The organism is Methylobacterium symbioticum (assembly GCF_902141845.1).
Classification (GTDB): domain Bacteria; phylum Pseudomonadota; class Alphaproteobacteria; order Rhizobiales; family Beijerinckiaceae; genus Methylobacterium; species Methylobacterium symbioticum.
Genome location: NZ_CABFPH010000005.1, coordinates 18,482 through 43,831, shown reverse-complemented (window position 1 = coordinate 43,831; position 25,350 = coordinate 18,482). Strand labels below are relative to the sequence as shown.

At 69.3% G+C, this 25,350-nt stretch carries 23 protein-coding genes; 9 read left to right on the top strand and 14 right to left on the bottom strand.

What is annotated here, in order from left to right; translation table 11 throughout:
• The 7 genes from MET9862_RS03270 to MET9862_RS03240 form a co-directional block, all read right to left on the bottom strand.
• Positions 1 to 3,261 (bottom strand): efflux RND transporter permease subunit, encoded by a 3,261-nt coding sequence (locus MET9862_RS03270; RefSeq protein ID WP_142581681.1) that lies wholly within the window; start codon positions 3,259 to 3,261, stop codon positions 1 to 3.
• Between the two features lie 453 nt (positions 3,262 to 3,714).
• A complete protein-coding gene (locus MET9862_RS03265; protein WP_142581680.1) occupies positions 3,715 to 4,857 on the bottom strand; it encodes a M48 family metallopeptidase in 1,143 nt (380 codons plus the stop codon).
• The gene (locus MET9862_RS03260; protein ID WP_142581679.1) at positions 4,857 to 6,131 is read right to left on the bottom strand and encodes a DUF898 family protein; all 1,275 of its coding nucleotides are present in this window, start codon (positions 6,129 to 6,131) and stop codon (positions 4,857 to 4,859) included. The genes MET9862_RS03265 and MET9862_RS03260 overlap by 1 nt, the downstream gene beginning before the upstream one ends.
• A gap of 26 nt (positions 6,132 to 6,157) precedes the next feature.
• The gene (locus tag MET9862_RS03255; RefSeq protein ID WP_142581678.1) at positions 6,158 to 6,592 is read right to left on the bottom strand and encodes a tellurite resistance TerB family protein; all 435 of its coding nucleotides are present in this window, start codon (positions 6,590 to 6,592) and stop codon (positions 6,158 to 6,160) included.
• 111 nt (positions 6,593 to 6,703) lie between these two features.
• Positions 6,704 to 6,904: a DUF3606 domain-containing protein gene (locus tag MET9862_RS03250; RefSeq protein ID WP_142581677.1), complete on the bottom strand. Its 201-nt coding sequence runs from the start codon at positions 6,902 to 6,904 to the stop codon at positions 6,704 to 6,706.
• A 99-nt stretch (positions 6,905 to 7,003) separates the two neighbouring features.
• Complete coding sequence (locus MET9862_RS03245) at positions 7,004 to 7,225, bottom strand: YbdD/YjiX family protein (RefSeq protein WP_142581676.1); 222 nt, start codon at positions 7,223 to 7,225, stop codon at positions 7,004 to 7,006.
• 4 nt (positions 7,226 to 7,229) lie between these two features.
• The gene (locus tag MET9862_RS03240; protein ID WP_142581675.1) at positions 7,230 to 9,287 is read right to left on the bottom strand and encodes a carbon starvation CstA family protein; all 2,058 of its coding nucleotides are present in this window, start codon (positions 9,285 to 9,287) and stop codon (positions 7,230 to 7,232) included.
• Between the two features lie 226 nt (positions 9,288 to 9,513).
• On the opposite strand from MET9862_RS03240, the gene MET9862_RS03235 reads away from it, so the two are divergent.
• Together MET9862_RS03235 and MET9862_RS03230 are read left to right on the top strand one after the other, a co-directional pair.
• A complete protein-coding gene (locus MET9862_RS03235) occupies positions 9,514 to 10,392 on the top strand; it encodes an NAD(P)-dependent oxidoreductase (RefSeq protein WP_142581674.1) in 879 nt (292 codons plus the stop codon).
• Between the two features lie 22 nt (positions 10,393 to 10,414).
• Entirely contained in the window at positions 10,415 to 11,833 is a 1,419-nt protein-coding gene (locus MET9862_RS03230; RefSeq protein WP_142581673.1) for a DEAD/DEAH box helicase family protein, read from the top strand.
• Between the two features lie 6 nt (positions 11,834 to 11,839).
• Here the strand turns inward: MET9862_RS03230 and MET9862_RS03225 are convergent, their stop codons facing one another.
• Positions 11,840 to 12,328 (bottom strand): Lrp/AsnC family transcriptional regulator, encoded by a 489-nt coding sequence (locus tag MET9862_RS03225; RefSeq protein WP_142581672.1) that lies wholly within the window; start codon positions 12,326 to 12,328, stop codon positions 11,840 to 11,842.
• Positions 12,329 to 12,455: 127 nt separating this feature from the next.
• Between MET9862_RS03225 and MET9862_RS03220 the strand changes: the two genes are divergently transcribed.
• Complete coding sequence (locus MET9862_RS03220) at positions 12,456 to 13,466, top strand: 1-aminocyclopropane-1-carboxylate deaminase (RefSeq protein WP_142581671.1); 1,011 nt, start codon at positions 12,456 to 12,458, stop codon at positions 13,464 to 13,466.
• Positions 13,467 to 13,586: 120 nt separating this feature from the next.
• Here MET9862_RS03220 and MET9862_RS29140 read toward each other — a convergent pair whose 3' ends face one another.
• The 3 genes from MET9862_RS29140 to MET9862_RS03210 all read right to left on the bottom strand — a co-directional run bounded on the left by MET9862_RS29140 (position 13,587) and on the right by MET9862_RS03210 (position 16,165).
• Positions 13,587 to 13,751, bottom strand: coding sequence for a hypothetical protein (locus MET9862_RS29140; RefSeq protein ID WP_185156739.1), 165 nt, complete (start codon positions 13,749 to 13,751; stop codon positions 13,587 to 13,589).
• A 58-nt stretch (positions 13,752 to 13,809) separates the two neighbouring features.
• A complete protein-coding gene (locus tag MET9862_RS03215; RefSeq protein WP_142581670.1) occupies positions 13,810 to 15,252 on the bottom strand; it encodes an NAD-dependent succinate-semialdehyde dehydrogenase in 1,443 nt (480 codons plus the stop codon).
• Between the two features lie 121 nt (positions 15,253 to 15,373).
• The gene (locus MET9862_RS03210) at positions 15,374 to 16,165 is read right to left on the bottom strand and encodes a class II glutamine amidotransferase (protein WP_142581669.1); all 792 of its coding nucleotides are present in this window, start codon (positions 16,163 to 16,165) and stop codon (positions 15,374 to 15,376) included.
• Positions 16,166 to 16,655: 490 nt separating this feature from the next.
• Between MET9862_RS03210 and MET9862_RS03205 the strand changes: the two genes are divergently transcribed.
• Positions 16,656 to 17,051, top strand: coding sequence for a response regulator (locus MET9862_RS03205; protein ID WP_142581668.1), 396 nt, complete (start codon positions 16,656 to 16,658; stop codon positions 17,049 to 17,051).
• Positions 17,052 to 17,173: 122 nt separating this feature from the next.
• On the opposite strand, the gene MET9862_RS03200 is transcribed toward MET9862_RS03205, so the two are convergent.
• The 3 genes from MET9862_RS03200 to MET9862_RS03190 all read right to left on the bottom strand — a co-directional run bounded on the left by MET9862_RS03200 (position 17,174) and on the right by MET9862_RS03190 (position 21,352).
• On the bottom strand, positions 17,174 to 18,937 hold the full coding sequence (locus tag MET9862_RS03200) for an ABC transporter ATP-binding protein (protein ID WP_142581667.1): 1,764 nt from the start codon (positions 18,935 to 18,937) through the stop codon (positions 17,174 to 17,176).
• 295 nt (positions 18,938 to 19,232) lie between these two features.
• A complete protein-coding gene (locus MET9862_RS03195; RefSeq protein ID WP_142581666.1) occupies positions 19,233 to 20,597 on the bottom strand; it encodes an MFS transporter in 1,365 nt (454 codons plus the stop codon).
• Positions 20,594 to 21,352 (bottom strand): PRC-barrel domain-containing protein, encoded by a 759-nt coding sequence (locus tag MET9862_RS03190; RefSeq protein ID WP_244612538.1) that lies wholly within the window; start codon positions 21,350 to 21,352, stop codon positions 20,594 to 20,596. Before MET9862_RS03190 ends, MET9862_RS03195 begins: the two co-directional genes overlap by 4 nt.
• 259 nt (positions 21,353 to 21,611) lie before the next feature.
• Between MET9862_RS03190 and MET9862_RS03185 the strand changes: the two genes are divergently transcribed.
• From MET9862_RS03185 to MET9862_RS03165, 5 genes are all read left to right on the top strand, one after another.
• A complete protein-coding gene (locus tag MET9862_RS03185) occupies positions 21,612 to 22,046 on the top strand; it encodes a hypothetical protein (RefSeq protein ID WP_244612537.1) in 435 nt (144 codons plus the stop codon).
• Positions 22,047 to 22,430: 384 nt separating this feature from the next.
• Positions 22,431 to 22,970: a GcrA family cell cycle regulator gene (locus MET9862_RS03180; RefSeq protein ID WP_142581665.1), complete on the top strand. Its 540-nt coding sequence runs from the start codon at positions 22,431 to 22,433 to the stop codon at positions 22,968 to 22,970.
• A 243-nt stretch (positions 22,971 to 23,213) separates the two neighbouring features.
• Complete coding sequence (locus MET9862_RS03175; protein ID WP_244612536.1) at positions 23,214 to 23,852, top strand: LemA family protein; 639 nt, start codon at positions 23,214 to 23,216, stop codon at positions 23,850 to 23,852.
• Positions 23,853 to 23,944: 92 nt separating this feature from the next.
• Entirely contained in the window at positions 23,945 to 24,703 is a 759-nt protein-coding gene (locus MET9862_RS03170; RefSeq protein WP_142581664.1) for a TPM domain-containing protein, read from the top strand.
• Positions 24,693 to 25,325, top strand: a complete 633-nt coding sequence (locus tag MET9862_RS03165; RefSeq protein ID WP_142581663.1) for a TPM domain-containing protein — start codon at positions 24,693 to 24,695, stop codon at positions 25,323 to 25,325. The genes MET9862_RS03170 and MET9862_RS03165 overlap by 11 nt, the downstream gene beginning before the upstream one ends.
• Positions 25,326 to 25,350 lie beyond the last annotated feature (25 nt).

Below are 25,350 nucleotides of genomic sequence, written 5' to 3'. Positions count from 1 at the left end.
TCAGCTCGGCAGGCCGGACGGCGCGGGCTCCGTCCCGAGATAATCCTCCGGCGCCTTGACCGGCGCGCTGCGCAGGAGCGTGTAGAGGAAGGGGACGAAGAGCAGCGTCGAGGGCGTGCCGAAGGCGATGCCGCCCATCACGGCGCGGGCCAGCGCCGCATTCTGCTCGCCGCCCTCCCCCGTGCCCAGCGCCATCGGGATCAGGCCGAGGAACATCGCGCCCGCCGTCATCAGGACCGGCCGCAGCCGGGTCTCGCCGGCGAGCAGGGCAGCCTCGAGGGCCGAGCAGCCGGTCGCCTCCCGGTGCTCACGGGCGAAGGTGACGAGCAGGATCGAGTTGGCCGAGGCGATGCCCACCGACATGATCGCCCCGAACAGCGATGGGATCGAGAAGGTCGTGCCGGTCACGAACAGGCTGGCGACGATGCCGCAGAACGCGAGCGGGAGCGCGAGCAGCACCACGAAAGGATCGCCCCAGCTCTGGTAGTTCACCGCCATCAGCAGATAGACGGCGACCAGAGCCACCGAGAGGCCGATCCCGAGGCGGAAGAAGGCCGAGTCCATGTTCTCGATCTGGCCGCGGACGGTGATCTTGTCGGGCGCGGGCAGGGTCTTCTGCTCCTCCTCCACGATCCGGGTGATCTCCTTGGCGACCGAGCCGAGATCGGAATCCTGCACCGCCGCATAGATGTTGAAGGTCGGCGCGGTGTTCACATGGTTGATCACCGTCTGCACGCCCTGGCGGCGGAAATCGGCGACGCTGGAGAGCAGCGTCAGCACGCCGGGCCGGTCGCTGCCGCCCTGGACGAGGAGCGGCGTGTTGCGCAGCGCCGTCAGCGAGTCGTTGCGGTATTCCGGCGTCTGCACCCAGAGCTGGTAGGGGATGCCGGTCTTCGGGTCCGACCAGAAGTTCGGCGTCACCTGAAAGGAGCCGGCGAGCGAGACATTCATCGCCTGCGCGACCTGCTGCTGTGTCAGCCCAAGCTCCGAGGCGAGGCGGCGGTCGACATCCACGAAATATTGCGGCGTGCCGACGATCTGGTGGAGATGCACGTCGACGGCGCCGCGGACCTCCTTGAGGCGCTGTACGATCCGCTGTGCGGCGGCGAGATCCTTCTCGGTGTTCCGGCCCGAGACCTGGATGTCGATCTGCGCCAGCGTGCCGAAATTGAGAATCTGCGTGATGATGTCCGAGGGCTGCGTATAGACGATCAGATCGGGGAAGCGCTCTCGGAGCGTCTCGCGCAGGCGCTTGGTGTAGAGCGCCGTCGAGCCGTGGTTGTCCTTGAGGCTGATCAGCATCTGGCCATCGTTGTAGGCCACGAAGGAGCCGTCCGAGAACGCGAAGTTATAGTTGTTCGACGGCAGGCCGATATTGTCGAGGATCTGCTCGATCTCGTTCTCGGGGATGACCTCGCGCACGGTCGCCTGCACGGCGGCGAAGGTCTGCTCCGCCGTCTCGATGCGCATGCCGGGCCGCGTGCGCAGGTGCAGGGTGATCTGGCTGGAGGCGACCTGCGGGAAGTAGTCACGGCCGACGAAGGTGAAGAGCACCCCGGTTCCCGCGAAGATCAGGCCGACGAAGACGAGGGTCACGACGCGGCGGCGCAGGACCACGTGCAGCAGCCCGAGATAGGCGCGGTGGAAGCGCGCGAACCGCGCCTCGAAACCGTGCCGGAACGCGCCGGCGATACGGAAGGCCGGGCCGAAGACGAAGGCGAGCGCCCGGCCGATCCGGCTGCGGCGCGGCTCCTCGGCGCCCTCGCCGTGATGCATCGCGTATTCCCGCGCGACCAGAACGTCGATCAGCACCGGCACCAGGGTGCGGGACAGGACGTAGGAGGTCAGCATCGCGAACACGACCGCGAGCGCTTGCGGCGTGAACAGGTACTTCGGCGTGTCGGTGAGTGCGAAGACCGAGGTGAAGGCCGCGCAGATCGAGAGCGTCGAGATCAGCGTCGGCTTGGCGATGCTGGCCGCGCCCTCGACCACGGATTTGCGGAAGGGCTCTCCTTCCTCGAACAGGCGATAGGTATTCTCGATGGCGACCGTGGCGTCGTCCACCAGGATGCCGACGGCGAGGGCGAGGCCGCCGAGCGTCATCACGTTGATGGTCTCGCCGAGCGCGGCGAGCGCCGCGAGCGACGTCAGGATCGAGAGCGGGATCGAGATCAGAACGACGAGCGTCGAACGCCAGGAGCCGAGGAAGAGCAGGATGGTGAGGCCGGTGAGCCCGGCCGCGATCATCGCCTCGTGCAGCACGCCCTCGATCGCCGCGGAGACGAAGACCGACTGGTCGAACAACTCCTTGATCTGCAGCCCGTCGGGGGCTGCGGCGCGAATGTCGGGCAGCGCCTTCTTGACGTTGTTGACGACGTCGAGCGTCGAGGCGGTGCCGTTCTTGAACACCCGCATCAGCACCGACTGGACGCCGTCGGCGCGCACGATGTTGACCTGCGGCGGACCGCCGTCGCGCACCTGGGCCACATCGCGCACCAGGATCGGCTGGCCGGCCACCGTGCGGATCGGGATCTGGTTCAGCGCCTCGATCGCCTCTGGGGTGGCGTTGAGTTGGATCGGGTATTGCTGCTCGCCGATCTTGGCGAGCCCCGAGGGCACGGTGAGGTTCTGGGCCGAGACGGCATTGGTGACGTCGAGCGCGGTCAGCCCGAGCGCCTGCAGCGCATGCAGGTCGAGATCGACCATGATCTGGCGCGGCGTGCCGCCGAAAGGCGAGGGCAGCGTCGAGCCGGGCACCTGCGTGAGCCGCTGACGGATGCGGTACTGGGCGTAGTCGTTGACCTTGGTCAGGCTCTCCTTGGTCGAGGTGAGCGCCAGCTGGATCACCGGCACCGAGGAGGCGGAGAAGCGCAGCACGATCGGCGGCTGGATGCCGGGCGGCATCGCGGCGCGGATCGAATTCATCGCCGAGACCGTCTGCGAGATGGCGAGGTCGACGCTCACCTCGTCGTCAAAATAGATCTTCTGGACCGCCGTGCCCTGCAGCGTGGTCGATTCCATCCGGCGGATGTTGTTGACGTTGTTCGAGAGCGAGAACTCCGCGTAGGTGGTGACGCGCCGCTCCATCTCCGGCGTCGAGAGGCCGGTATAGGTCCAGACCACGACGACGACCGGGATATCGACCACCGGCAGCACGTCCTTCGGGGTGACGATCACCGCGGCGCCGCCCGCGAGCGTCATCAGTACGGCCAGAACATAGACCGTGATGCGGAACTTCAGCGCGTACTGAACGAGGCCCATGCCGTCTCCACCCTCCAGCCGAGGCGCTGCGGGATCGGTCGCACAACCGGCGGTGTAAATGTTTCGGGAGGATGTCGGAATGGCAGGCGCGCGGCCGTGTCGCGGCTTTTCACGGCTTCTCCGCGTCGACGCTCCCGCGTGTCGCCCATGACCGCGCCCTGAGGCCGGGGATACAATCGTCGCGAGCCGACTCGGGCGCAGGATGGTCGAACCGGCTGGTCAGAGCCTGCTTGAGCCGATCGAGCGGGTGTTGATCCGCCCTATCCCCTCCTCGACCTCATCCTGAGGCGCCGCAGCGCAGCGAACGGCTCGAAGGAGGCTTCCAGATATCCCTGCGATCCCTGGAGGCCTCCTTCGCGGCTCGACTGTCGCCTCGCACCTCAGGATGAGGTGGATGGGTGGGATGAGCCAAGTCTCTGCATGACGATTCGTCGATCCAGCCCAAACAGGCTCTCAGAGCGGCGTATCCGAGCTTGGGCGCCGCCTGCGTGGCTTGTCCGGCTTGGCGGCATCCTCGGCGACGCCCGGCCCGCAGATGGCGCGCAGGCTCGCCCAGTCGGCGTCGGGCAGGATCCGCATGCCCTCGGCCTCCGGCCCGGCCAGCGCGCGGATCGCCGCGGCGCGCTCACGGGTGAAGGGGTGGCTGCGCAGGAAGGCGAGGTCGTCATCCCCCTCGTCGCGGGCGATCCGCTCGAGGATCACTGCGAGTGCGGCACCGTTGCCGCCTGCCCGGCCCATCAGCGCCACGGCATAGGCATCGGCCGCGCGCTCGGCCGCGCGGCTGTAGCCCGCAGACAGGGCCGCTTGCCCCACCGCGACGATCACCGTCGACCCGGTCAGATCGCCGAGCACGAGGCTGAGCAGGAAGGAGGTGGCCGAGGCCTGGATCAGGGAGCGGGTCGGATCTCGCAGAGCGGCATGGCCGAGTTCGTGCGCGAGGACGCCCGCGAACTCGTCGGCGCTGCGGGCCTTGGCGATCAGGTCGGAGAGCACCACGATCCGGCCGCCCGGCAGGGTCAGCGCGTTGGCAAGCCCGTTCCGGCGCACCGAGACCGTGACGTCGCGCGGCAGGTCCGGCGCGGCGCCCGCGAGCCGCGCCACCAGCGCGTCGAGCACGGCACGCCCCGCCGGATCCGCGCAGAGCGGCGGGTCGCCGAGGAGGCGCACGACCTGATCCTCGACTGCCCGGCCGAGCCGCGTCTCGGCCGCGTCGGGCACCAGCGGCACGGCGAGGCGCGCCAGGACGGGCACGCCGAACACCGCGACCAGCAGCACCGAGAGCCCGGCCGCGATGGACCAGAGCACAAGGCGCAGCATCCCGCCCCGGCTCTCATGGCGGTGCAGGTCCGGGCAGCGGGCGGCGAGCGCCGCGGCCAGAGCCTCGTCCGAGAACTCGACCCGGGCCACCTCCCCGGCGGCGCCGACGCGCGTCAGCGGCGGCACGGTCTCGGCCGCGCGCAGGTCCAGCAGATTCCAATCACGGCGAAGGCCGGGACCCGAGACTGCGAGCCTGTCCGTCAAGGTGACCGTGACCGGGTGCGGCCGGGCGCTGACACCGTCGAAGTAGCGGCCCTGCGCCGTGAGGGCTTCCTCCATCAGAAGCCGATCTGGAGCGCGCCACCGACATCGAGCGCGTCGGCGAGACCTTCCTGGAGACCGCTGCCGGGGCCGTGCGCGGCGGCGAGGATGCGACCGAGCCCGGCCGCGTCGCTCACCGTTGTGGTATTGGCCACCGCCGCCCAGAGCCGCGCCTGGATCACCCGGACGTAGAGGACGGCGAAGATCAGCGCGCCGCCGAGATAGAGCGGCAGGATCAGGAGCGGCAGGAAGCCCGCCCCGCCATCCCCGCCGATCCGGCTCCGGACAGCCCATCCGACGATGGCGACGGCGAGACCGACGAGCGCGACGAATCCGATCACCGAAAGGGCATAGACGAGATAGGGCCAGTAGAACTGTCGGGCGCGCAGCGTCGAGACGAGGCGCACCTCGCCCAGCCGCGCTGCGTTCATGAAGGCGCGCGTCTCCCGCGCCCGGTAATAGGGGATCAGGAGCAGGGCGAGGGGCAGGCAGGTGGCGAGCGCCCCGATGAAGCCGAGAAGCAGCAGACCGATCGTCGTGCCGTCATAGGCCGGATTGATCACCGTGGCGCCCTTGCCGCCCTTCGATACGAAGAGGTCCGTCGGCGGCGCGAAATCGGAGGCCGCCAGGAAGGCGAGGCCGAGCGCCAGAGGCGGCAGCAGCGCGACGGCGTAGATCAGCAGCCAGGGCCCGAGAATGGTGCGGCCCCGCGCCGTCGAGCCCATCCGCTCGACGCCGATCAGGGTATGGCGGATACGGTAGCGCTCCAGGGCCGCCCGCATGAAGGGGAAGGCGAGGCCGAGGGTCAGCAGGGTGAGGAGCCACCACCCGGCGGCCCGCGCGGCGTAGGCGGTCCCCGAGCCGTCCTGGCCGAGGCGGATGCCGCGCCAGAGGGTCCGCATCGCCCGGTAGCGCCGCCCGCGATAGAGCGCGTATTGCCCGAGCAGGAACAGGACGAGGAAGGAGATCGGCGCCGAGAGCGGGGCGAGCGACGGGACCAGCAGCGAGAGGGCGAAGAGCCCGAGATAGACCGGCACCAGGATCGCCAGGGCGACCAGGAAGCCGAGGAACAGCTCCTTGCCGTTGCCGGTATACTCGGCCGGCGAACCGTCCACGAGCGTGCGGCTCCAGAAGAAGCGCCGCAGGTTGGTCATGTACCAGAAGCGGTAGATCCCGAAGGTGACGAGGGAGAGCAGGAAGCCCGTCACCGCGATGCCGGTCAGGCCGCCGAGGCGGGTATCGAAGGCGACGGCTGTGCCGCGGGGTCCCGGATCCCGGTGGCTCGCATCCATGGGATCCTCCGCGGGCACGCGGCCGCTCAGCTCAGAAGCGTGGTCTTGTCCACCTGCAGGGCCGCACCGATCTCGTCGAGGGCCTTGTGCTCGATCTCGCTGATGCCGCCGTAATCGGCGACGTCAGCGGCGATCAGGAACACATCCTGACGCTGCTCGATGGGGCGGTCGGCGATGGCCTGGGCGTGGCGCAGGTTTTCCAGCCGCCCGGCGCGGGTCTTGGCCCGGGCGATCGCCTCGTAGAGCTCCTGCTCGATACGCAGCGTGTCGTAGGATTTCTCAAGGATCGGGTTGGCCCGCATGCCGGTGATCGCCGATTCGATCTCTTCCTCGGCGATGTCGCCGTCCGCCACGATGACGTTGGCCGCGGCCGAGACGGCGGCCTGCAAGAAGACCGCGTCGCCGGCATAGGACATGATCGTCCGGCCGAACCGCAGGATAGCGTCCTGAAGAATGCTCATGCCGTTCTCCCCGCTCGAGGAATGGCAGGCATTGTCCCCATCAAGTCAAGCTCTTCGGCGCGGTTGCGCACGGCTGAGGACGCGGCGGCGGCCGGGTGCGGCGGCGGCGCGTCAGGTGATCGACTCCTGGCCCGGCCAATCGCGGCCGAGATGGGCGGCGACCCGCTCAGGCTCCTCGCCCACGACCTCCACCGCCGCCACCACCTGCTCCACCGGGACCATGAAACGGCGTGCCCAGTAGGCGCGCTCCCACGGCTCGGCCGTGTTCACGCGCTTCGGCTCGTGTGCCGTGCCATCCGCCTCATCCGCCATCCCGATCTCCGAAGCCGCCCCGCGGACACCACGACGCCCGCGCGTCGGACAAACGCGCGGGCGCCGGATTTTGGTCCCCGGAGCCGATCCCGGCGCCGGTCAGCAGCAGCGGAAGCCGCTGGTGTTGCCGACCCCGAACCGGGCGTTCTCCCGGTTACGGAAGAATTCCAGCTCGCTCATCGGCTGGCGGTCCGGATGGGTGCGGCGGACATGCTCGGCATAGGCCGCGTAGTCCCCCTGCCCCACCATCAGCTTGGCACCGTCGCAGACGCATTTCGAGAGCGTCTTCCAGCGCTCCATCAGGTTCGGCGACCGCTGCATCGCCTCACTCCGCCGGAACGGCGCGCGGATCGCTCTCCAGCGCCGTCCAGCCCGAGGCGCGCAGCGCCTTCAGGCAGGACAGGATGCCGAAGGCGCCGATCGCCAGGACGAGCCCGATGAACATCGCGGCCAGCACGGCGTCGATCCGGTCGTTGAAGATGATCTGCGCCATCTGGTCGGCGTTCTTGGCGGGGGCCAGCACCTTCCCCTCGGCGAGCGCCGTCGCGTAGCGGTCGGCATGGGCCAGGAAGCCGATGCGCGGGTCGGCCGAGAAAATCTTCTGCCAGCCCGCCGTCAGGGTGCAGATGCAGAGCCAGATGGTCGGGATGATGGTGACGAAGGCGTAGCGCTCGCGCTTCATCTTGAAGATCACCACCGTGCAGAGCGTCAGGGCCACCGCGGCCAGCATCTGGTTCGAGATGCCGAAGAGCGGCCACAGGGTGTTGATGCCGCCGAGCGGGTCGGTGACGCCCTGGTAGAGGAAGTAGCCCCAGGCGCCCACCGCGATGGCGGTGGCGACGATGCTCGGGCCCCAGGACGCGGTCTCCTTGAAGGCCGGCACCGCCAGGCCGATCAGGTCCTGCACCATGAAGCGGCAGGCGCGGGTGCCCGCATCCACCGCAGTGAGGATGAACAGGGCCTCGAACAGGATCGCGAAGTGGTACCAGAAGGCCATCATCGCCTTGCCGCCGATGGCGGAGGAGATGATGTGCGCCATGCCGACCGCGAGCGTCGGGGCGCCGCCGGCGCGCGAGATGATGGTGTGCTCGCCGACATCCTGCGCGGTCTGGGTGATCGTCTCCGGCGTGATCGCGAAGCCGAGCTTGGTCACGGCCGCGGCGGCGGTCTCCGGCGTGGTGCCCACGAGGGCCGCGGGCGAGTTCATGGTGAAGTACACGCCCGGATCGATCACGCAGGCCGAGACCAGCGCCATGATCGCCACGAAGGATTCCATCAGCATGCCGCCATAGCCGATGAAGCGGGCATCCATCTCGTTGGCGATCAGCTTCGGGGTCGTGCCCGACGAGATCAGCGCGTGGAAGCCCGAGACCGAGCCGCAGGCGATGGTGATGAACAGGAACGGGAAGAGCTGGCCGGACCAGACCGGGCCGGTTCCGTCCACGAACTTCGTCATCGCCGGCATCTGCATTTGCGGCGCGACCACGGCGATGCCGAGGGCGAGGCCCACGATGGTGCCGATCTTGAGGAAGGTCGAGAGGTAGTCGCGCGGGGCGAGCAGCAGCCAGACCGGCAGGATCGAGGCAACGAAGCCGTAGCCGATCAGCAGCCAGCAGAGCTGCGTCCCGGTGAAGGTGAAGGCCGGGCCCCAGACCGGGTGAGCGGCGACGCTGCCGCCGCCGACGATGGCGGCCATCAGCAGGAGGAAGCCGATGACCGAGACCTCGCCGATCTTACCCGGACGGATGTAGCGGGTGTAGATACCCATCAGCATCGCGATCGGGATCGTCATCATCACGGTGAAGGTGCCCCACGGGCTCTCGGCCAACGCCTTGACCACGATGAGGGCCAGCACCGCGAGCAGGATCACCATGATCAGGAAGGTGCCGAACAGGGCGATGATGCCGGGGATGGTGCCGAGCTCCGAGCGGATCAGCTCGCCGAGCGAGCGCCCGTCGCGCCGCATCGAGATGAACAGCACCATGAAATCCTGCACGGCGCCCGCGAGCACGACGCCCGCGAGGATCCAGAGCATGCCGGGCAGGTAGCCCATCTGTGCGGCGAGCACCGGGCCGACCAGCGGGCCTGCCCCCGCGATGGCCGCGAAATGGTGGCCGAACAGCACGGACTTGTTGGTGGGAACGTAGTCGAGCCCGTCGTTGTGGCGAACCGCGGGCGTCTCGCGCTTGGCGTCGAGGCGCATCACCTTGTCGGCGATGAACTTCGCGTAATAGCGATAGGCGATGAGGTAGACGCAGACTGCGGCGACCACGAGCCAGAGGGCGTTGACCACCTCCCCCCGCTCGACCGCCACGATGGAGAGTGCCGCGGCGCCGAGCGCCCCGACGAGGGCCCATGGCCCGTGCTTGCTGATCGCGCCCATCGGCGTCCCACTCCAGAGGTCCGGCTCTTCGACGGCCGGCAGAAGCCGCCCTTTTGGCGCAGGCGGTTGCATCTGAGAATAGGGGGTCGTCCTTTTTCGGAACACATCGCGACCGGCCTCAACAGCGGCCGAGTCCGTGGACCAGGGGCGTTTGACCGGGCCTGCTCCGAAATCTAGACCGCACAGCATGAGGGCCGGACCGGCCACGAGCGGCGGAGAGGACACGATGGCGAAGGTTGCGTTCCTGGGCCTCGGGGTGATGGGCGGCCCGATGGCCGGGCACCTCGCCAAGAAGGGTCACGCGGTCACGGTCTACAACCGCACGCCGGCCAAGGCGGAAGCCTGGGTGAAGGCCCATGGGGACGTCGCTGGCTGCGCCTCTGCGGCGACGCCCCGCGAGGCGGCGCGCGGCGCCGAGATCGTGTTCGCCTGCGTCGGCAACGACGCCGATCTGCGCAGCGTCGTGTTGGGCGCGGACGGCGCGCTCGCCGGCATGGAGCGCGGCGCGATCTTCGTCGACCACACCACCGCCTCGGCGGAGGTGGCCCGGGAACTGGCCGCAGCGGCGGCCGAGGCCGGGCTCGGCTTCGTGGACGCGCCGGTCTCCGGCGGTCAGGCCGGCGCTGAGAACGGCGTGCTCACCGTGATGTGCGGCGGCGAGCCGGAGACCTATGCCAAGGTCGAGCCGGTCATCATGGCCTATGCCCGCGCCTGCCGCCTGATGGGCCCGGCGGGCGCCGGCCAGCTCACCAAGATGGTCAATCAGATCTGTATCGCGGGCCTCGTCCAGGGCTTGTCCGAGGGCATCCACTTCGCCAAGCGCGCCGGGCTCGACGTGGAGGCCGTCTTGGAGGTGATCTCCAAGGGGGCCGCCGGCTCCTGGCAGATGGAGAATCGCGGCAAGACCATGAATGCTGGCAGCTTCGATTTCGGGTTCGCCGTGGACTGGATGCGCAAGGACCTCGCCATCCTGCTGGAGGAAGGCCGCCGCAACGGGGCCAAGCTCCCGGTGAGCGCGCTGGTCGATCAGTTCTACGCCGAGGTGCAGGCCATGGGCGGCGGCCGCTGGGATACGTCGAGCCTCGTGGCCCGGCTGGAGCGCTGACGTACCCCGAGGGCCCGCGCCGGTGAGGGCCGTCGCAGAGACCCGCGCCCTCGTCCCACGGCCGCATCAGGCTGAGGCGGCGCGGGCGATCCTGGCGGCGCGAGCCGCAGGACGTCCGGGCTTCCTCCTCGGCGACGCCACGGGCCTCGGCAAGACACTTTCGGTCTGGTCCGCGCTCGCGGCCATGCCGGAGCTGGAGGTGCTCGTTGTCTGCCCGAAGGGCGCGATGCCGCAATGGCGGCGCACCATCCGCGATGCCGGGCCCTCGGCCAAGGCGGTGACGCTCATCAACTACGAGCGGACCAAGTCACTGATGGCGTCGGAGACCGCCCCCGCGCGGCGCTCGGCGCGGGCGCGCAACAACGCGCTCGCCAAGCACGGCAGCCTGAAACGGACCTGGCCGCTGGTGGTGTTCGACGAGAGCCACCGCCTGCGCAACCCCTACGCGCAGCAGACCCAGGTCTGCCGCCATCTCGCCGAGGCCGCCGCCTTCACGGTCTATATGAGCGCGACCGCGGGTCAGGCCCCGCACGAACTCGGCTATCTCGGGCCCCTCCTCGGCGCGGCCGTCGGGCAGCCGACCGGGACGCTCGCCGAGTTCCGCGCCCTGATGCAGCGTCTCGGCATCGGCCGCGCCAAGGGCCGCTGGGTGAACTGGTCCTGGCAGGCCAATGCCCGCGACTGCGCCGTGATGGCCGACCTGCTCTATGCGGGTCCGGGCGCCATCGGCCTGCGGCGGCGCCCCAATGACATCGCCGGCTGGCCGGAGGTGCAGCGTGAACTCAGCCCCACCGCCTTGAAGCCGGAGGAGCGTCGGCTCTACGACGCGACCTGGCGGGAGTTCCGCCGGGAATGGGGACTGTCGGGTGGCAGCACTCGGCGCGCGGCCGGCTGGGCCGCGGACCTGCGTTTCCGGCAGAAGGCGAGCCTGCTGCGGGTCGCCGGCACCGCCGATCTTGCGGATCTGCTTCTGGAAGCCGGCGAGCAGGTCGCGCTCTCGGTGGCCTTCCTGGAGACCGGGGCCGCCCTGGCCGAGACCCTGCGCGGCCGCGGCTGGCGGGTCGGCTCGATCGACGGCACGCAAGCCGCCGAGATCAACGAGGCCGAGCGCGTGGCCTTCCAGACGGGGCAGCTCGACGCCATCGTCTTCACGGTGACGGAATCGATCTCGCTCCACCGCAACGAGATGCCGGGCGGCGCGCGGGACCGGGCCCTCATCGTCCACGACATGCGTCACAGCGCGATCCAGCTTGCCCAGATCGAAGGGCGCTGTCACCGCGACGGCGAGGCGGCCGTGATCCACTATGCCTTTGCCGAAGATACGGTGGAGGAGGCGATCACCCGCACCGTCCTGCGTCGCATGGCGGCCATGGACGCGATGGCCGGCGAGGACACGCGCCTGATCGACGCCGTCGCCGCCTGCCTCGACCAGGCGGCATGAGGCGCCTCACAGGGCAAGCGGTGCGTTGTCGATGACCTCCTTCATCACGAAGAAGGTACGTGTCTGCCGCACGCCCGGCAGCGCGATCAGCGTCTCGCTGTGGAGGCGGTTGAAATCGGCCATGTCGCGCACGCGGATCTTCAGGAAATAGTCGAAGTCGCCCGCGACGAGGTGGCAATCGAGCACCGCCGGCACCTTGCGCACAGCCGTCTCGAACGCGCCGAAGCTCTCCGGTGTCGAGCGGTCGAGCACCACGCCGACCATCACGAGGGAGCCGCGCTCGACCTTCTCCGGCGCGATCTCGGCGCGGACGCCACGGACATAGCCCTCCTCGAACAGGCGCTGCGTGCGGCGGTGGCAGGTCGCCGGGCTGGTATTCACGCGCTTGGCGATCTCGGCGTTGTTCATGCGTCCGTCCTGCTGGAGCAGGCGCAGGATCCTGAGGTCCATCCGGTCCAGGGCGTCCACGAAAGATCCTTTCGCTTCTGGCTGCATTTCCGGAAGGCTGTGGCCTAACCTACGACAGCCGAGCCGTTCCGCTCCCACTCGAGGGGGTCATTTCGGGAGCACCTTCCGCGAAGTGTCTGCTAGCGTCCAGGGGCTTTCGTTCCGCGAGGATCCCATGCTGTCGAAATTCGAGCGCTATCCCCTCACCTTCGGCCCGACCCCAATCGAGCCCCTGAAGCGGCTCAGCGCCCATCTCGGTGGCGATATCGAGCTCTACGCCAAGCGCGAGGACTGCAATTCCGGCCTCGCCTTCGGGGGCAACAAGCTGCGCAAGCTCGAATACATCGTGCCGGACGCAATCAAGAGCGGCGCCGACACTCTCGTCTCGATCGGCGGCGTGCAGTCGAACCACACCCGCATGGTGGCCGCGGTGGCCGCGAAGATCGGCATGAAGTGCCGGCTGATCCAGGAGGCGTGGGTGCCGCATGAGGACGCCGTCTACGATCGGGTCGGCAACATCCTGCTCTCGCGCCTGATGGGCGCCGAGGCGCAACTCGTCGATGATGGCTTCGACATCGGCATCCGCGACAGCTGGAAGCGGGCCATCGCCGAGGTCGAGGCGGAGGGCGGTAAGCCCTACGCGATCCCGGCTGGCGCCTCGGTGCACAAATATGGCGGCCTCGGCTATGTCGGCTTCGCCGAGGAGGTGCGGGCCCAGGAAGCCGAGATGGGCATCACGTTCGACTACGTGGTCGTCTGCACCGTCACCGGTTCGACCCATGCCGGCATGCTGGTCGGCTTCTCGGCCGATGGGCGCGCCCGCAACGTCATTGGCATCGACGCCTCCTGCACCCCGGCGCAGACCAAGGCGCAGGTGCTCGACATCGCCCAGAACACCGCCGCCCTAGTCGGTGCGGGCGACATCGTCGCCGACGACGTGGTGCTCATGGAAGATTACGCCTACCCGGTCTACGGCGTGCCCTCGAAGGAGACCGTTGAGGCGATCCGTCTCTCGGCCCGTCTCGAGGGCATGATCACGGACCCGGTCTACGAGGGCAAGTCGATGCAGGGCATGATCGACCTCGTGAAGACGGGCTTCTTCCCTAAGGGCTCGAAGGTGCTCTACGCCCATCTCGGCGGCGCGCCGGCCATCAACGGCTACAGCTACACCTTCCGCAACGGCTGATCCGTCGCGGCCGCGCGAGCGTCCTCCCTGATTCCGGAATCAGGGAAGACGCTCTCACTCATGGATGAAGACGCATTTTTCGATGCGAAAAATGCTCTGGGCGCCGCCGCGGTTCTCGCCTCAGACGATGGCGATGAGCAGAAGGCTCGCCGCGGCGGCGCCCGCCGCGGCAAGGCCCAGCATCGTGACGCTGCTGGCCTGGTCGATACTATCGACGCTCTGGCCGCGCCGATGTTCGGGCGCATCGGCCGCGGTGGGATGGCCGTCGGTGTAGATCTGGCTCACGGGCTCGCTCCCTGATGACTTGTTATCGGGAGCGAACGCGCGAGATCGGTCCGGTGTTTCAGAAATTCGCCTGGGTGACGAACTTCGTGACGAGATAGGCCTCCAGCGCCTCGGAGCCGCCCTCGCTGCCGTAGCCCGAGTCCTTCACGCCGCCGAAGGGCACCTCGGGCAAGGCGAGGCCGTGGTGGTTGATCGAAAGCATGCCGCTCTCGACCTGCTGCGCCACCCGCGTCGCCCGCTCGGCCGAGCGGGTATAGGCGTATGCGGCAAGGCCGTAGGGCAGACGGTTGGCCTCCTCCAGAGCCTCGTCCTCGCTCGAGAAGCGCTGGATCGCGGCGATCGGCCCGAACGGCTCCTCGTTCATGATGCGCGCCGTCAGCGGCACCTCCGTGAAGACGGTCGGCTCGAAGAAGTTGCCGCGATTGCCGATGCGCTTGCCGCCGGTCCTCAAGGTCGCGCCTTGCGCCGTGGCGTCGGCGACGAGCGCCTCCATCGCGTCGAGGCGGCGGCTGTGGATCAGCGGGCCCATCTTCGTGCTGGGATCGAGCCCGTCGCCGACCTTCACCGCCTTCGCGACCGCCGTGAAGCCATCGACGAAGCGATCGAAGACGGAATCGTGCACCAGAAAGCGGGTCGGCGCGACGCAGACCTGTCCGGCATTGCGGAACTTGGAGCCGCCGAGCACGCTCACCGCCTTCTCGACGTCGGCATCCTCGAACACAATCGCGGGTGCGTGGCCGCCGAGCTCCATCGTCACCCGCTTCATGTGGCGCCCGGCGAGCGCCGCGAGTTCCTTGCCGACTGGGGTGGAACCGGTGAACGAGATCTTGCGGATGACCGGGTGCGGGATGAGGTAGCCCGAGATCGCCGCCGGGTTGCCGTAGACGAGCGAGAGCACGTCGCCGGGCACACCCGCGTCGAGGAAGGCGCGGATCATCGCGGCGCAGGAGGCCGGCGTGTCCTCAGGTCCCTTCAGAATGACCGAGCAGCCGGTGCAGAGCGCTGCCGAGACCTTGCGCACGGCCTGGTTGATCGGGAAATTCCACGGCGTGAAGCAGGCGACCGGCCCGACCGGCTCCTTCACGGCGATCTGCAGGACGCCGTCGGCGCGGGCCGGGATTACGCGGCCATAGGCGCGCTTCCCCTCCTCCGCGAACCAGTCGATGATGTCGGCCGCCGCCAGGGCCTCGATCCGCGCCTCAGCGACCGGCTTGCCCTGCTCCAGCGTCATCACCCGGGCGATCCCGTCGGCGCGCTCGCGCAGCAGGTCGGCGGCCTTGCGCATCACCTTGGCACGCTCAAACGGCGCCACCTTGCGCCAAGCGGCGAAACCCCGGGCCGCGGCCTCCAGCGCCCGGTCGAGGTCGGCTTCGGTCGCGACGGCGCACTGGCCGATGGCCTCGCCGGTAGCCGGGTTCAGGACGGGAAGGGTCTGACGGTCGGATCCGGCGGTCCAGGCGCCGCCGATATGGAGGTCTGTATCGGGATACTCGGAAGACATCGGGGCAGCCGTCGCTCGTGCCCGGCCTCGCGGGCCGGCGCCCGCCATGTTTGTCACGTGCTGCGCCCTGACAAGGCGCCTGTCGGCATAGCTCCCACCCGGTGACGGCGAGGCTTGCCGGTCAGGCTGCGCAGAGGGCGGCCTCGGACGCCGGACGCTCGACGGTGACCCCGCCGCCGCGGCGCGCGCGCAGCGTTCCGCCCTTCGGCACCACGGTCCAGCCCTCGCGGCAGCCGTCGATCGGCTCCGAGACGACGACAAGGCCGGTCTCGTCCTGCCGGTAGTAGAGGCTCGGCGGGCGTCCGTCGCAGGCCCATCGATAGGCGGTGAGGTCCTCGCCGTCGGTGAGGAGGGCGGTGAAGCGCAGCGGCTCGGCGACGCCCGCCGTCCGCATCAGTCCGCGCACCTGCGCCATCGTCTCGGTCATGGCGCCGACCGGATCCTGTTTCAGGCCGTTCGCGAGGGCGAGGAGGAAGATCGCCTCGGAATCCGTGCTGCCGCGGCGGCCATCGTAATACTCGTCCGGGATCAGGGCCTCGAGCCGCCGCTTGATCCGGTGGTAGCCGCCGATCTGGCCGTTATGCATGAACAGGTGGCGGCCATGGGCGAAGGGATGGCAGTTCGCACGCGCCGTCGCTGTGCCGGTCGAGGCGCGCACATGGGCGAAGAAGGTCCGCGCCCGGACCTGGCCGCAGAGATTGGCGAGATTCTCGTCCGACCAAGCCGGAGAGATGTCCCGATAGATCCCGGGCTCGGGCCGCTCACCGTACCAGCCGATGCCGAAGCCGTCGCCATTGGTCTCGGTCTTCCCCTCATCCGCGTGAAGCGACTGGTGCACCAGCGAGTGCACGGGCGAGCAGACGAGATCGGAGAGGAAGACCGGCTCACCGCTATAGGCGAGAAAGCGGCACATGGCTGACGCACACCTCCTGTTCGGGGTCCGGGCATGAGCACCCCGATTGCGTCCTCGCCAAGGAGCGGAGAAGGCGCGACCGGGATCTCGGCGTGAGGGCGATCCGAAGCGGTGACGCAAGATGCGTTCCGCTCCTGTCATCGAACCGTAACTGTCCGGCCGGGTTGGTGAACGATGTCTTAACAGCCGGGAAACGCCAGGCCGGTGCGCGCGTTGGCGTTCCAGTGTTGCAGGTGCGTCCCGCGGCGGATTCTGCGGGCGAGGCTCGATGTCGCTCATGGAAGACCTAGCGTCACCCGCGGGACCGAATGGCTCCGGCAGTGCGCGGGGCGTTCGCGGGGTGCATCGGAGGCTCGGCACAGGCCGTCCGACTCTTGTTCGCGCGTTCCAGACGGCGCAGCATGATCGACTCGGGGGGAATCAGCGGTCCGGTAGAGGCTGCGAAGCCCGGGAATGCATCAGACCAGCATCCAGATGTGAAGGAGACCCCATGGGCTACGCCCTGCCCGACTGTCCCGTCGCACTCGTGGTCGAGGACGACGCAGCGGTCCGCGACCTTGCGTCCGCCGTCCTCGAGGAGACGGACTTGGACGTCATCGCATGCGAGAGCGCCGAAGCGGCGATCTCCGTGCTCGAACGGCCCGACGTGAACGTCGCGCTGCTCTTCGCCGACGTTCGCCTCCCCGGCGCGATGGACGGCCTCGCCCTCGCCAGCACCGTCGAACGCCGCTGGCCGGACGTGCGGGTCGTGGTGACGTCGGGCTACGATGCCCGCACCGACGATCGTCTGCCGCCCCAGGCCGTGTTCATGCAGAAGCCCTGGCGGGCGCTCGACGTTCTCGTCCAGGCCGAGCGCGCGACGCTCGCGGCCCGCGCAGCCGCCTGAGGCTGGATCGAGCGGGATCCCTGATCCCGCTCATTCCCCGTCCATCCACTTCACGATTTCATCTTGAGGTGGCGCGATGGGACGAGCCGGACCATCGATGGCGATCCGGCCCAATCAGACGCTCAGGCCGCCGCCAGCGCCATCGACAGGGACTCCTTCTTGATCAGCTCGCGGTAGAAGCCGTCGAGGTGGGTCAGCTTCTCGGGCGAGCCGTCCTGCACGATGCGGCCGCCCTCGAGCACCACGATCCGGTCGAAATCCTTGAGGGTCGAGAGCCGGTGCGCGATGGCGATCACCGTGCGGCCCTTCATCAGGTTGGCGAGCGCGTGGCGGATCGCCTCTTCGGATTCCGCGTCGAGGGCCGAGGTCGCCTCGTCGAGGAGCAGGATCGGCGAATCCTTCAGGATCGCCCGGGCGATGGCGATGCGCTGGCGCTGGCCGCCCGAGAGCTTCACGCCGCGATCGCCCACGATCGTGTCGAACCCTTCCGGCAGGGCGTTGATGAAATCCGTGCAATGCGCAGCCTCGGCCGCCTTCCAGACCTGCTCGTCGGTGGCGTCGGGGCGGCCGTAGCGGATGTTTTCGCGCAATGAGCGGTGGAACATCGACACGTCCTGCGGCACCACGGTGATCGCCTCGCGCAGGGAATCCTGCGTGATCAGGCCGATGCTCTGGTCGTTGATCAGGATCTGGCCGCTCTTCACGTCGTAGAAGCGCTGGATCAGCGAGAACAGGGTCGACTTGCCGCCGCCCGACTTGCCGACAAGGCCGACCTTCTGGCCAGGCTCGATGGCGAGGTCGAAATCGGTGAACACGCTGCGCCCGTCCGGATAGTCGAAGGCCACGTGCTGGAAGTCGATCTTCGCGCCCTGGCCGGTCAGCGCCTTCGCTTCCGGATGGTCGACGAGGTCGTGCGGCTGGAGCAGGGTGTGCAGGGCCTCCGAGAGGCGGGCGGTATGCTGGGTGGCATCCACCAGGGCGACCGCGAGATCGCGCGTCGCGGCGAGGATGCGGATGCCGAGCGTGCAGACGAGCACCACCTGACCGTTGGTGGCTTGGCCGACCTGCCACATCGAGATCGCCCAGTAGAGCAGGCCGAAGATCGCGAGCACGGTGAGCACCGCGTGCACGATGCGCAGCTTCTCGAGGTAGAGCAGCGAGGCCCGGCGGGCGCTCATCTCGGTGGCGACGGTGCCCTCGAAGCGGATGCCCTCGCGCTTGAACGCCGAGAAGGCGCGCACCAGCGGCATGTTGCCGACGAGGTCGACCATCTCGCCATCGACGCTCGCGGCCTTGGCCGCGAAGTCGTGGTGCAGCGGCTTGCCGGCCGAGGCCATCTTGAACATCAGCACCACGACCGAGGCGAAGACCCCGGCGAGCACGGCCGCCATCGTGATGTTGACAGTGGCGATGTAGACGAGCGAGCCCGCAGCCGCGACGCAGGGCGGCATCACGTTGAACACGAACATGTTCTCGACCGTGAAGATCGCGTTCGAGGTCGCGGTGATGCGTGAGGCCAGCGTGCCGGGCTGCCGGTCGGCGAAGAAGGTCGGCGAGTGCCCGGTCATGTGCTTGAACAGGTCGCGGCGGATATCCCCGGTCACGCCAACGAAGGTGAAGGCGCCCACGAGCGCCGCCACACGCCAGAGCATGTTGTCGGCCGCGATGAAGAAGATCAGGAGCGCGAGCGCGTTCCAGACGAGACCGGACCCCGGTCCCTTGCCGAGCGCGTCGACCACGCCCTTCAGGGCATAGTCGGTGCTCACCGAGAAGGCGACGGCGCCGAGGACCGAGACCAGGATCACGGCATGCGGCAGTGCACGCCGCTTGAGGTAGCGCCCGACGAAGGCGAAAGGCCTTTCGGCATATTGGCAGAGGTCTTCCATCGCGTTGACCATCTCGAATTCGAACGACGCTGACGGCGGCGGGGCGGACCGATACGGGCGGACAACGGTTCAGACCCGGGCCCGGTGGCGATACCGCCGGGCCCGGATCTGAACCGTCGCCGTGTCGCGCTCCCGGTCGCCGATCCGGCATCCGTCTCGGCAGAGAGCGCTCCAGGGCGGCAACGCGAGAGCGTCGCCATATGTTGCAGTGTCCCGCGCCGATCCGGTCACGCGCGCTAATCCTAATCCGTCCAATCTGAACGTCGCTTGACCGGCAAGCGATTTCGATGCCGCCTCAGCGCGGGTCGGGATCCCGGCGCGTCTCCGGCATCGCGAAGGCGACCAGCAGCGTGGCGGCGAGGCCGACCAACGCGAGGCCCAGGAAGGCGGGGTGGCTGCCGAGCCGATCCGCCATGATGCCGGCGAGCGAGGTGGAAAGCGCGGCGCCGATGCCCATGGCGGTGCCGACTGCACCGAGGGCCAGGTTGAACCGCCCGGTGCCGCGGGTCAGGTCGGAGACGATGAGCGGCACCATCACCCCGAGCACCGAGGCGGAGACCCCATCGAGGACCTGGATGGCGACCAGGAGATAGGGGTTGGTGGTGTAGGCGAGGAGCAGGCCACGCAGCGGCAGGGCGGCGAAGCCGACCAGCAGGACCGGCCAGCGCCCGAATCGCTCGGCCGCGCGCCCGACAGCGGGTGCGCAGACGGCAAGCACCGCCTGGGGAACCATGATGCAGGCCGCGACCAGAACGGTGGCGATCTCGCTCGCTCGCAGAGTCAGGGCGCTGCCGACCAGGGGCAGCATCGCCGCGTTGGCGAGGAAGAAGAGGGTCATGCAGCCGGCGAAGATGAGCAGCCCGCGGTTGCGCAAGAGCGCACGGAGGGCGCCAGCCTCAGCGGGTGCCGGAGTTGCCTCCTGCATGCGAACATTCGCATCGATCTCCTCGGCGCGGATGCGGGAGAGCGCGATCAGCGTCGGCACCACCAGGACTGCGGTAAGGTAGAACACGGCATCGTTCGTCAGATAGTAGCCGCAGGCGCCCATGCCGGCGGCCGCGAGCGCGTTGCCGAGCGCCTGAAAGCTCGCGTTTCGGCCGAGCCGCTCTCCCGCACGCGCATGGCCGACAAGGCCGATGCTGATCGCGGCGATGGCGGGCGTCAGCACGCAACTCGCCGCGGAGTGCACCGCCATGGCGAGCAGCACGATGAGGAAGCTCGGCCAGAGGGCCAGGGCGAGGGCGCTCGCCGAGATCCCGATTACCGCGACGCCCGCCGCGAAGCGCTTCGAGCGCACGGCATCCACGAACGCCCCGCCCGGCACCTGCCCGAGAAGGCTGACCAGACTGCCGACGGTGAGCGCGAATCCGATGTCGGATTGCGTCCACTTGGCCTGCGAGAAATAGACGGCAAGGAAGGGCCCGAAGCCCGTCTGCAGGTTGGCGACGAAGAAGGCGAAGGCGTCGAGGCCCCGGCGGCTGCCGCGCGAGACCTCGGCGCCGATGCCCGCGACCGGCTCGGGCATCGCCGGCGCCGCCTCGCGCGGTGCCTCGGGGGCGGCGTCCTTCAGGCGGCCCGGGCGCGCGCGGAGTTCATGGCGAGGCACTTCGCGCTCCCGGTGCGGGATGGCACGCCGGTCTTTCGGGCGAACCACCGTCATTTATCCGGGGCCTTCTCCGGCGGCTTCTCGACGGAGGGCGTTGGGACAGGCTGAGGTGCCGGCTGGGCGGCGCCCGGTGCCGAGGGCTGGACCGGGACCGATGGCTGTGCCGGGGCGGGCGGCTGAGCTTGAGGTTGAGCTTGGGCCTGCGGCGCGGCTGCCGGCTGCTCGCCCTCGACCGATGGGCTCGCCGGGCCCAGCACGACGATCGGCTCGCCGGCCTTGTATTCCGGAGAGACGCGGACCTGATTGCGGCTGAGCTGCAGCGAGAGGCGGCCGGGCTTTCCGTCGGTGGTGAAGCGCAGCGCCCGCCAATCCACCGCGATCTTGCGGGTGCCGACGCCGAGGAACCCGCCGAAATCGATGATCGCCGCGCGAGGGCGCCCGTCCTTGTCGATGATCACGTCGATGACACGGCCGAGTTCATCGCCGTTTGCGCTGCGTACGCCCTTGCCGAGCAGGCTTTCGTAATCCTGGGTGTCGAGGACGGTGGCCGGCGTTCCCTGCTGTGGCACGGGCTGGGCCACGGGCGGCACAGCCGGTTGGGCAGGCGCCCCCTGCGGAGCGGGTTGGGCCTGCCCGGCCGGCGGCACCGGCGCCGGGACATTGGGTGGAACGGCGGGCGTCGCGGACGGCGCGGTCTGTGTGGTGCCCGGCTGCGAGCTCCCCTCCCCGGTCTGTGGCGGTTCGGCCGAAGCGGACGCGGTCCACAGGGCGATCGTCGCAGTCGCGAGGATCCGGTCGAGTCTGAACACGGGGTGTCCTTGTCGTTGGGGCGTCACGGCTGGCGTCACAACCGCGCCTTCGGGAGCAGGTTCCGCCAGGGGGCAATGGGTCCTTGACGGCCGACCAAGGCGAAGTTGTGGATCCAGGCGCTGCGTGACGCGGCAAGTTCCGGGCCGCGGCAGGCTGGCCACAGGGTGTGCCTTGGTTTTCGCGCAATCTCAGGCGTAGAGAGGCACTGGAACGACGCGGGCCGCGCGAAAGCGGCCGCGAGAGCGCGAGGATCGACCCATGCCCCTGTCGCCCCTGACCCCGGCGCGCCTCGCGCTCGGCGCGCGACCGCGGCGCGCGCTGCTGCTCGCCGTTTGCCTCGCGGCACTCGGTGGCTGCCAATCGGTCGGCGGCGGCCTCGGCAAGATCCTCGGCGGCGGCGGCGGCGTGATGCCGGCTGGCGATGTCGGCCCCCCGCCTTCCCTGCGGGGCAGCGTTCCCACGCGGACCGCGCGCGCCGATGTCGACCCCGACGCGGCCCCGGCCGCCACGGCTCCGACCCGCTCCCTCGACCTGCCGAAGAACGTCCGCGGCGAGAGCCGTGCCCAGGCGACCGCCGAGCGCCGGATCCGCCGCGAGGAGATCGAGGGCGCCGAGAGCGGTCCCAGCGGATCCAGCGGCATGGCCCCCGCCCTGACGCCGAGCGGCGGCATGGGCGTCGGCGGCCGTTTCTGACGCCTTTTCCCGCCGCGGCGTGAGTGGCGCGGCGCGATGACGGAATGAGGAGCCGTGCCCGACCGCGATGCGGTCGGGCACGGCTTTTTCGTCAGATCGGGTAGCCGCCACCCCGGCCGGCATTGCCGGTGGACAGCCCTCTTGTGGCCCGACTCGGCCGGTTCCCCGACCCTTGCAAGCGCCGCGAGCCCTCCTGTAGGTTCCACTGCGTCGCCCGGCGGTTGCTCCTCCGCGGCGGCCAGACCGATTGCGTGGCGGGGCCGGGCTCGATCCGGCTGACAGCGTTCGTGCGGGCAGCCGGCCGGTACGGACGCCCTGATCGCGCGCCGACCCCGTGCCGACCAATCGGGCGGCCCGCAGGCGCGCAGGGTTGGGAGGGGGACGATGGAAGCAGGTCTGAGCTGGACGGACGAGCGTGTCGCGCTTCTTCGGCGCTTGTGGGAGGACGGCCAGAGCGCGAGCAAGATTGCCGCGCAGCTCGGCGGGGTCACCCGCAATGCCGTGATCGGCAAGGTGCATCGCCTCGGCCTCGCTGGCCGGGCGAAGACGGGCGAGGACGGTCAGGCGCCGGTCCGCGCCCAGCCGGCTCTGGAGATCGAAACCGCAATCGCCGTGGTGGAGGCCGAAGCGCCTGAGCCCGTGGCGATCGTCACACACCGCCCGGCGCCGGAATTTCCGATGCCGACGCCCGCGCAGGCGGCTCCCGCCGAAGCTGTATCCCTCGCGGTATCCCAGCGCGTCACGATCATGGACCTGCGTGAATCCATGTGCCGCTGGCCGCTCGGCGATCCGACGACGCCGGAATTCCGGTTCTGCGGGGCGCGCAGCATCACCGGCCTGCCCTATTGCACGCATCACGCCGAGATCGCCTACCAGCCCGCGGCCGAGCGCAAGCGTGACCGGCGCGTGGCGGGATTCCGCTGAACGGCGCCTCTCCGCGTCGCTGCCGAAGACGATCGGCGGCGCGCAGCCTCTGATCCTTGAGCAAAGCCCATCCGGCAGCGGGTGGGCTTTTGCATATGCGGGACGGTGTATGGCCCGTCTTCAGTGGGCGATCCGGCAAAAGATCGGCCACCAGAGACGTCAGCGGGGCTGAACGCGGCCATTCCGGCTCCTATCTAGACCAGGGTGCGGCGGGCTGCCGCGTGTCATCGGGGGCTCACAACCATGCAGGCAGGGACTTGGTCGCGGCGTTCGGGCGGAGACACCTCCCCGCTCGCGCGGTTCGCCTCGGCGCTCGTCGCGCTGGTGCTGGCGACCTGCCTCTCCGGCTGCGGCGCAATCAACCGCGTGCCAACTCTGGAGGAGCAGGCGAAATCCGCCTGGAGCGAAGTGCAGAACCAGTACCAGCGTCGGGCGGACCTGATTCCCAACCTCGTCGAGACCGTGAAGGGTTACGCCCAGCAGGAGAAGGACGTGCTGATCGGCGTCACGGAGGCACGGGCCAAGGCATCGAGCGTGAAGGTCGATGCCGGCACGGTGAGCGATCCGCAGAAGTTCAAGGAATATCAGGACGCGCAGAACCAGCTGAGCGGCGCCTTGGGTCGCCTGCTGGTGACGGTGGAGCGCTATCCCGACCTCAAGTCGAACCAGAACTTCCTCGCCCTGCAATCGCAGCTCGAGGGCACCGAGAACCGCATCGCCGTGGCGCGGCGGGACTATATCGGCGCGGTCCAGGCCTACAACACGGAGATCCGCACCATCCCCGGTCGCTGGATCGCGAGCTGGTTCTATCCGGAGTCAAAGCCGATGGAGACCTTCGCGGCGACCCGTGATGCCGACCGGCCGCCGAACGTGAAGTTCTAGAGCGCTCCTCAGCCGACTTGGGTGCCGGTTCGGTGCAGGAAAGCGCATCACGCCCTGGATCGCGGGCTGCCGTGCCGGCAGCGCCGTCCAGCATGATCGGACGCCGCGCCTTCGCCTGCGCGGCGGCCCTTCTCTGGCTGGTGGCCACGGCGCTCGCGGCGGACCTTCAGTTTCCGGCGCTGACCGGACGCGTGGTCGACGCGGCCAACCTCCTCACCCCGGACCAGCGCGCCGGGATCGAGGCCAAGCTGAAGGCGCACGAGGACAAGACCTCCGATCAGGTCGTGGTCGCGACGGTGCCGAGCCTGCAGGGCACCACGATCGAGGATTTCGGCAATCGGCTGTTCCGGGATTGGAAACTCGGCCAAGCCAAAACCAATAACGGCGTGCTGCTCCTCGTCGCGCCGGCCGAGCGCAAGGTACGGATCGAGGTCGGCTACGGGCTGGAGGGCGCGCTCACCGACGCTCTGTCCAAGGTGATCATCGCGAGCGCGATCACGCCACGTTTCAAGCAGGGCGACTTCGCTGGCGGAATCGGAGCCGGGATCGACGGCATCCTCGCCATCCTCTCCGGGGATGCGCAGGGATGGCAGCGCAAGCCGCAGGTCCGTGGCGACGAGGTCGATCCCGCCCAGGTCACCCTGTTCGTCGTGCTGTTCCTCGTGATCCTGTTCGTGATGTGGCGGATGAACCGTGCGGGCGGCGGACGCGGCGGCATCATCGTCCTGCCGGGGCCGGGATCCGGAGGCTGGAGCGGCGGCTATTCCGGCGGCTCGTCGGGCGGGTACGGTGGAGGCTTCTCCGGCGGGGGCGGATCGTCGGGGGGCGGAGGTGCGTCCGGTGACTGGTGATCCGCGAACCGAGCTCACGCCGGAGGCGCTGGAGCGCATCGCCGCCGCCGTGGCACGAGCCGAGGCCGGCACGGCGGGCGAGATCGTCGTAATGCTTTGCGCCCGCTCGGGGCTCTATCGTTCCGCCATACTGGTGGCTACCCTCGTCGCTGCTCTGCTCCTGCCATGGCCGCTCATCCTGCTCACGCATTGGAGCGCCGCGGCGATCGCCCTTGCCCAGGCCGGGCTCGCCACCCTGATCCTGGTGGCCGGGCTTCATGAGGGTGCCCGCCTCGCCCTGGTGCCGCGCGGCGCGCGGCGGACCCGGGTTCGGGCCGCCGCCCTTCGTGCCTTCCGAGCCCGCGGCCTCGACCGGACGCGCGGCCGGACAGGGCTGCTGCTCTACATCGCCCTTGCCGAGCACCACGCGGAGATCGTCGCCGATCGCGGGATCCTCGACCGGATCGCTCCGGAATCGTGGGAGTCGATCCTGTCCGATCTCGCTGGCGCGCTCGGGCGCGGCGAGGCGGAGGCAGGGCTCATCCAAGCCGTTGGCCGAATCGGCGAGCGCCTGATGACCGCGCTGCCGGCAGGTCCGGCCGATCCGGACGAGTTGCCGAACCGAGTGATCCTGACCGATTGATCCGGCATGAGCCGCGCATCCGCCG

Bases quoted from the DNA above. Each gene is read 5' to 3' on its own strand.
- MET9862_RS03270 (WP_142581681.1), bottom strand. From the start codon at position 3,261: ATGGGCCTCGTTCAGTACGCGCTGAAGTTCCGCATCACGGTCTATGTT.
- MET9862_RS03265 (WP_142581680.1), bottom strand. From the start codon at position 4,857: ATGGAGGAAGCCCTCACGGCGCAGGGCCGCTACTTCGACGGTGTCAGC.
- MET9862_RS03260 (WP_142581679.1), bottom strand. From the start codon at position 6,131: ATGGATGCGAGCCACCGGGATCCGGGACCCCGCGGCACAGCCGTCGCC.
- MET9862_RS03255 (WP_142581678.1), bottom strand. From the start codon at position 6,592: ATGAGCATTCTTCAGGACGCTATCCTGCGGTTCGGCCGGACGATCATG.
- MET9862_RS03250 (WP_142581677.1), bottom strand. From the start codon at position 6,904: ATGGCGGATGAGGCGGATGGCACGGCACACGAGCCGAAGCGCGTGAAC.
- MET9862_RS03245 (WP_142581676.1), bottom strand. From the start codon at position 7,225: ATGCAGCGGTCGCCGAACCTGATGGAGCGCTGGAAGACGCTCTCGAAA.
- MET9862_RS03240 (WP_142581675.1), bottom strand. From the start codon at position 9,287: ATGGGCGCGATCAGCAAGCACGGGCCATGGGCCCTCGTCGGGGCGCTC.
- MET9862_RS03235 (WP_142581674.1), top strand. From the start codon at position 9,514: ATGGCGAAGGTTGCGTTCCTGGGCCTCGGGGTGATGGGCGGCCCGATG.
- MET9862_RS03225 (WP_142581672.1), bottom strand. From the start codon at position 12,328: ATGCAGCCAGAAGCGAAAGGATCTTTCGTGGACGCCCTGGACCGGATG.
- MET9862_RS03220 (WP_142581671.1), top strand. From the start codon at position 12,456: ATGCTGTCGAAATTCGAGCGCTATCCCCTCACCTTCGGCCCGACCCCA.
- MET9862_RS03215 (WP_142581670.1), bottom strand. From the start codon at position 15,252: ATGTCTTCCGAGTATCCCGATACAGACCTCCATATCGGCGGCGCCTGG.
- MET9862_RS03210 (WP_142581669.1), bottom strand. From the start codon at position 16,165: ATGTGCCGCTTTCTCGCCTATAGCGGTGAGCCGGTCTTCCTCTCCGAT.
- MET9862_RS03205 (WP_142581668.1), top strand. From the start codon at position 16,656: ATGGGCTACGCCCTGCCCGACTGTCCCGTCGCACTCGTGGTCGAGGAC.
- MET9862_RS03200 (WP_142581667.1), bottom strand. From the start codon at position 18,937: ATGGAAGACCTCTGCCAATATGCCGAAAGGCCTTTCGCCTTCGTCGGG.
- MET9862_RS03195 (WP_142581666.1), bottom strand. From the start codon at position 20,597: ATGACGGTGGTTCGCCCGAAAGACCGGCGTGCCATCCCGCACCGGGAG.
- MET9862_RS03185 (WP_244612537.1), top strand. From the start codon at position 21,612: ATGCCCCTGTCGCCCCTGACCCCGGCGCGCCTCGCGCTCGGCGCGCGA.
- MET9862_RS03180 (WP_142581665.1), top strand. From the start codon at position 22,431: ATGGAAGCAGGTCTGAGCTGGACGGACGAGCGTGTCGCGCTTCTTCGG.
- MET9862_RS03175 (WP_244612536.1), top strand. From the start codon at position 23,214: ATGCAGGCAGGGACTTGGTCGCGGCGTTCGGGCGGAGACACCTCCCCG.
- MET9862_RS03170 (WP_142581664.1), top strand. From the start codon at position 23,945: ATGATCGGACGCCGCGCCTTCGCCTGCGCGGCGGCCCTTCTCTGGCTG.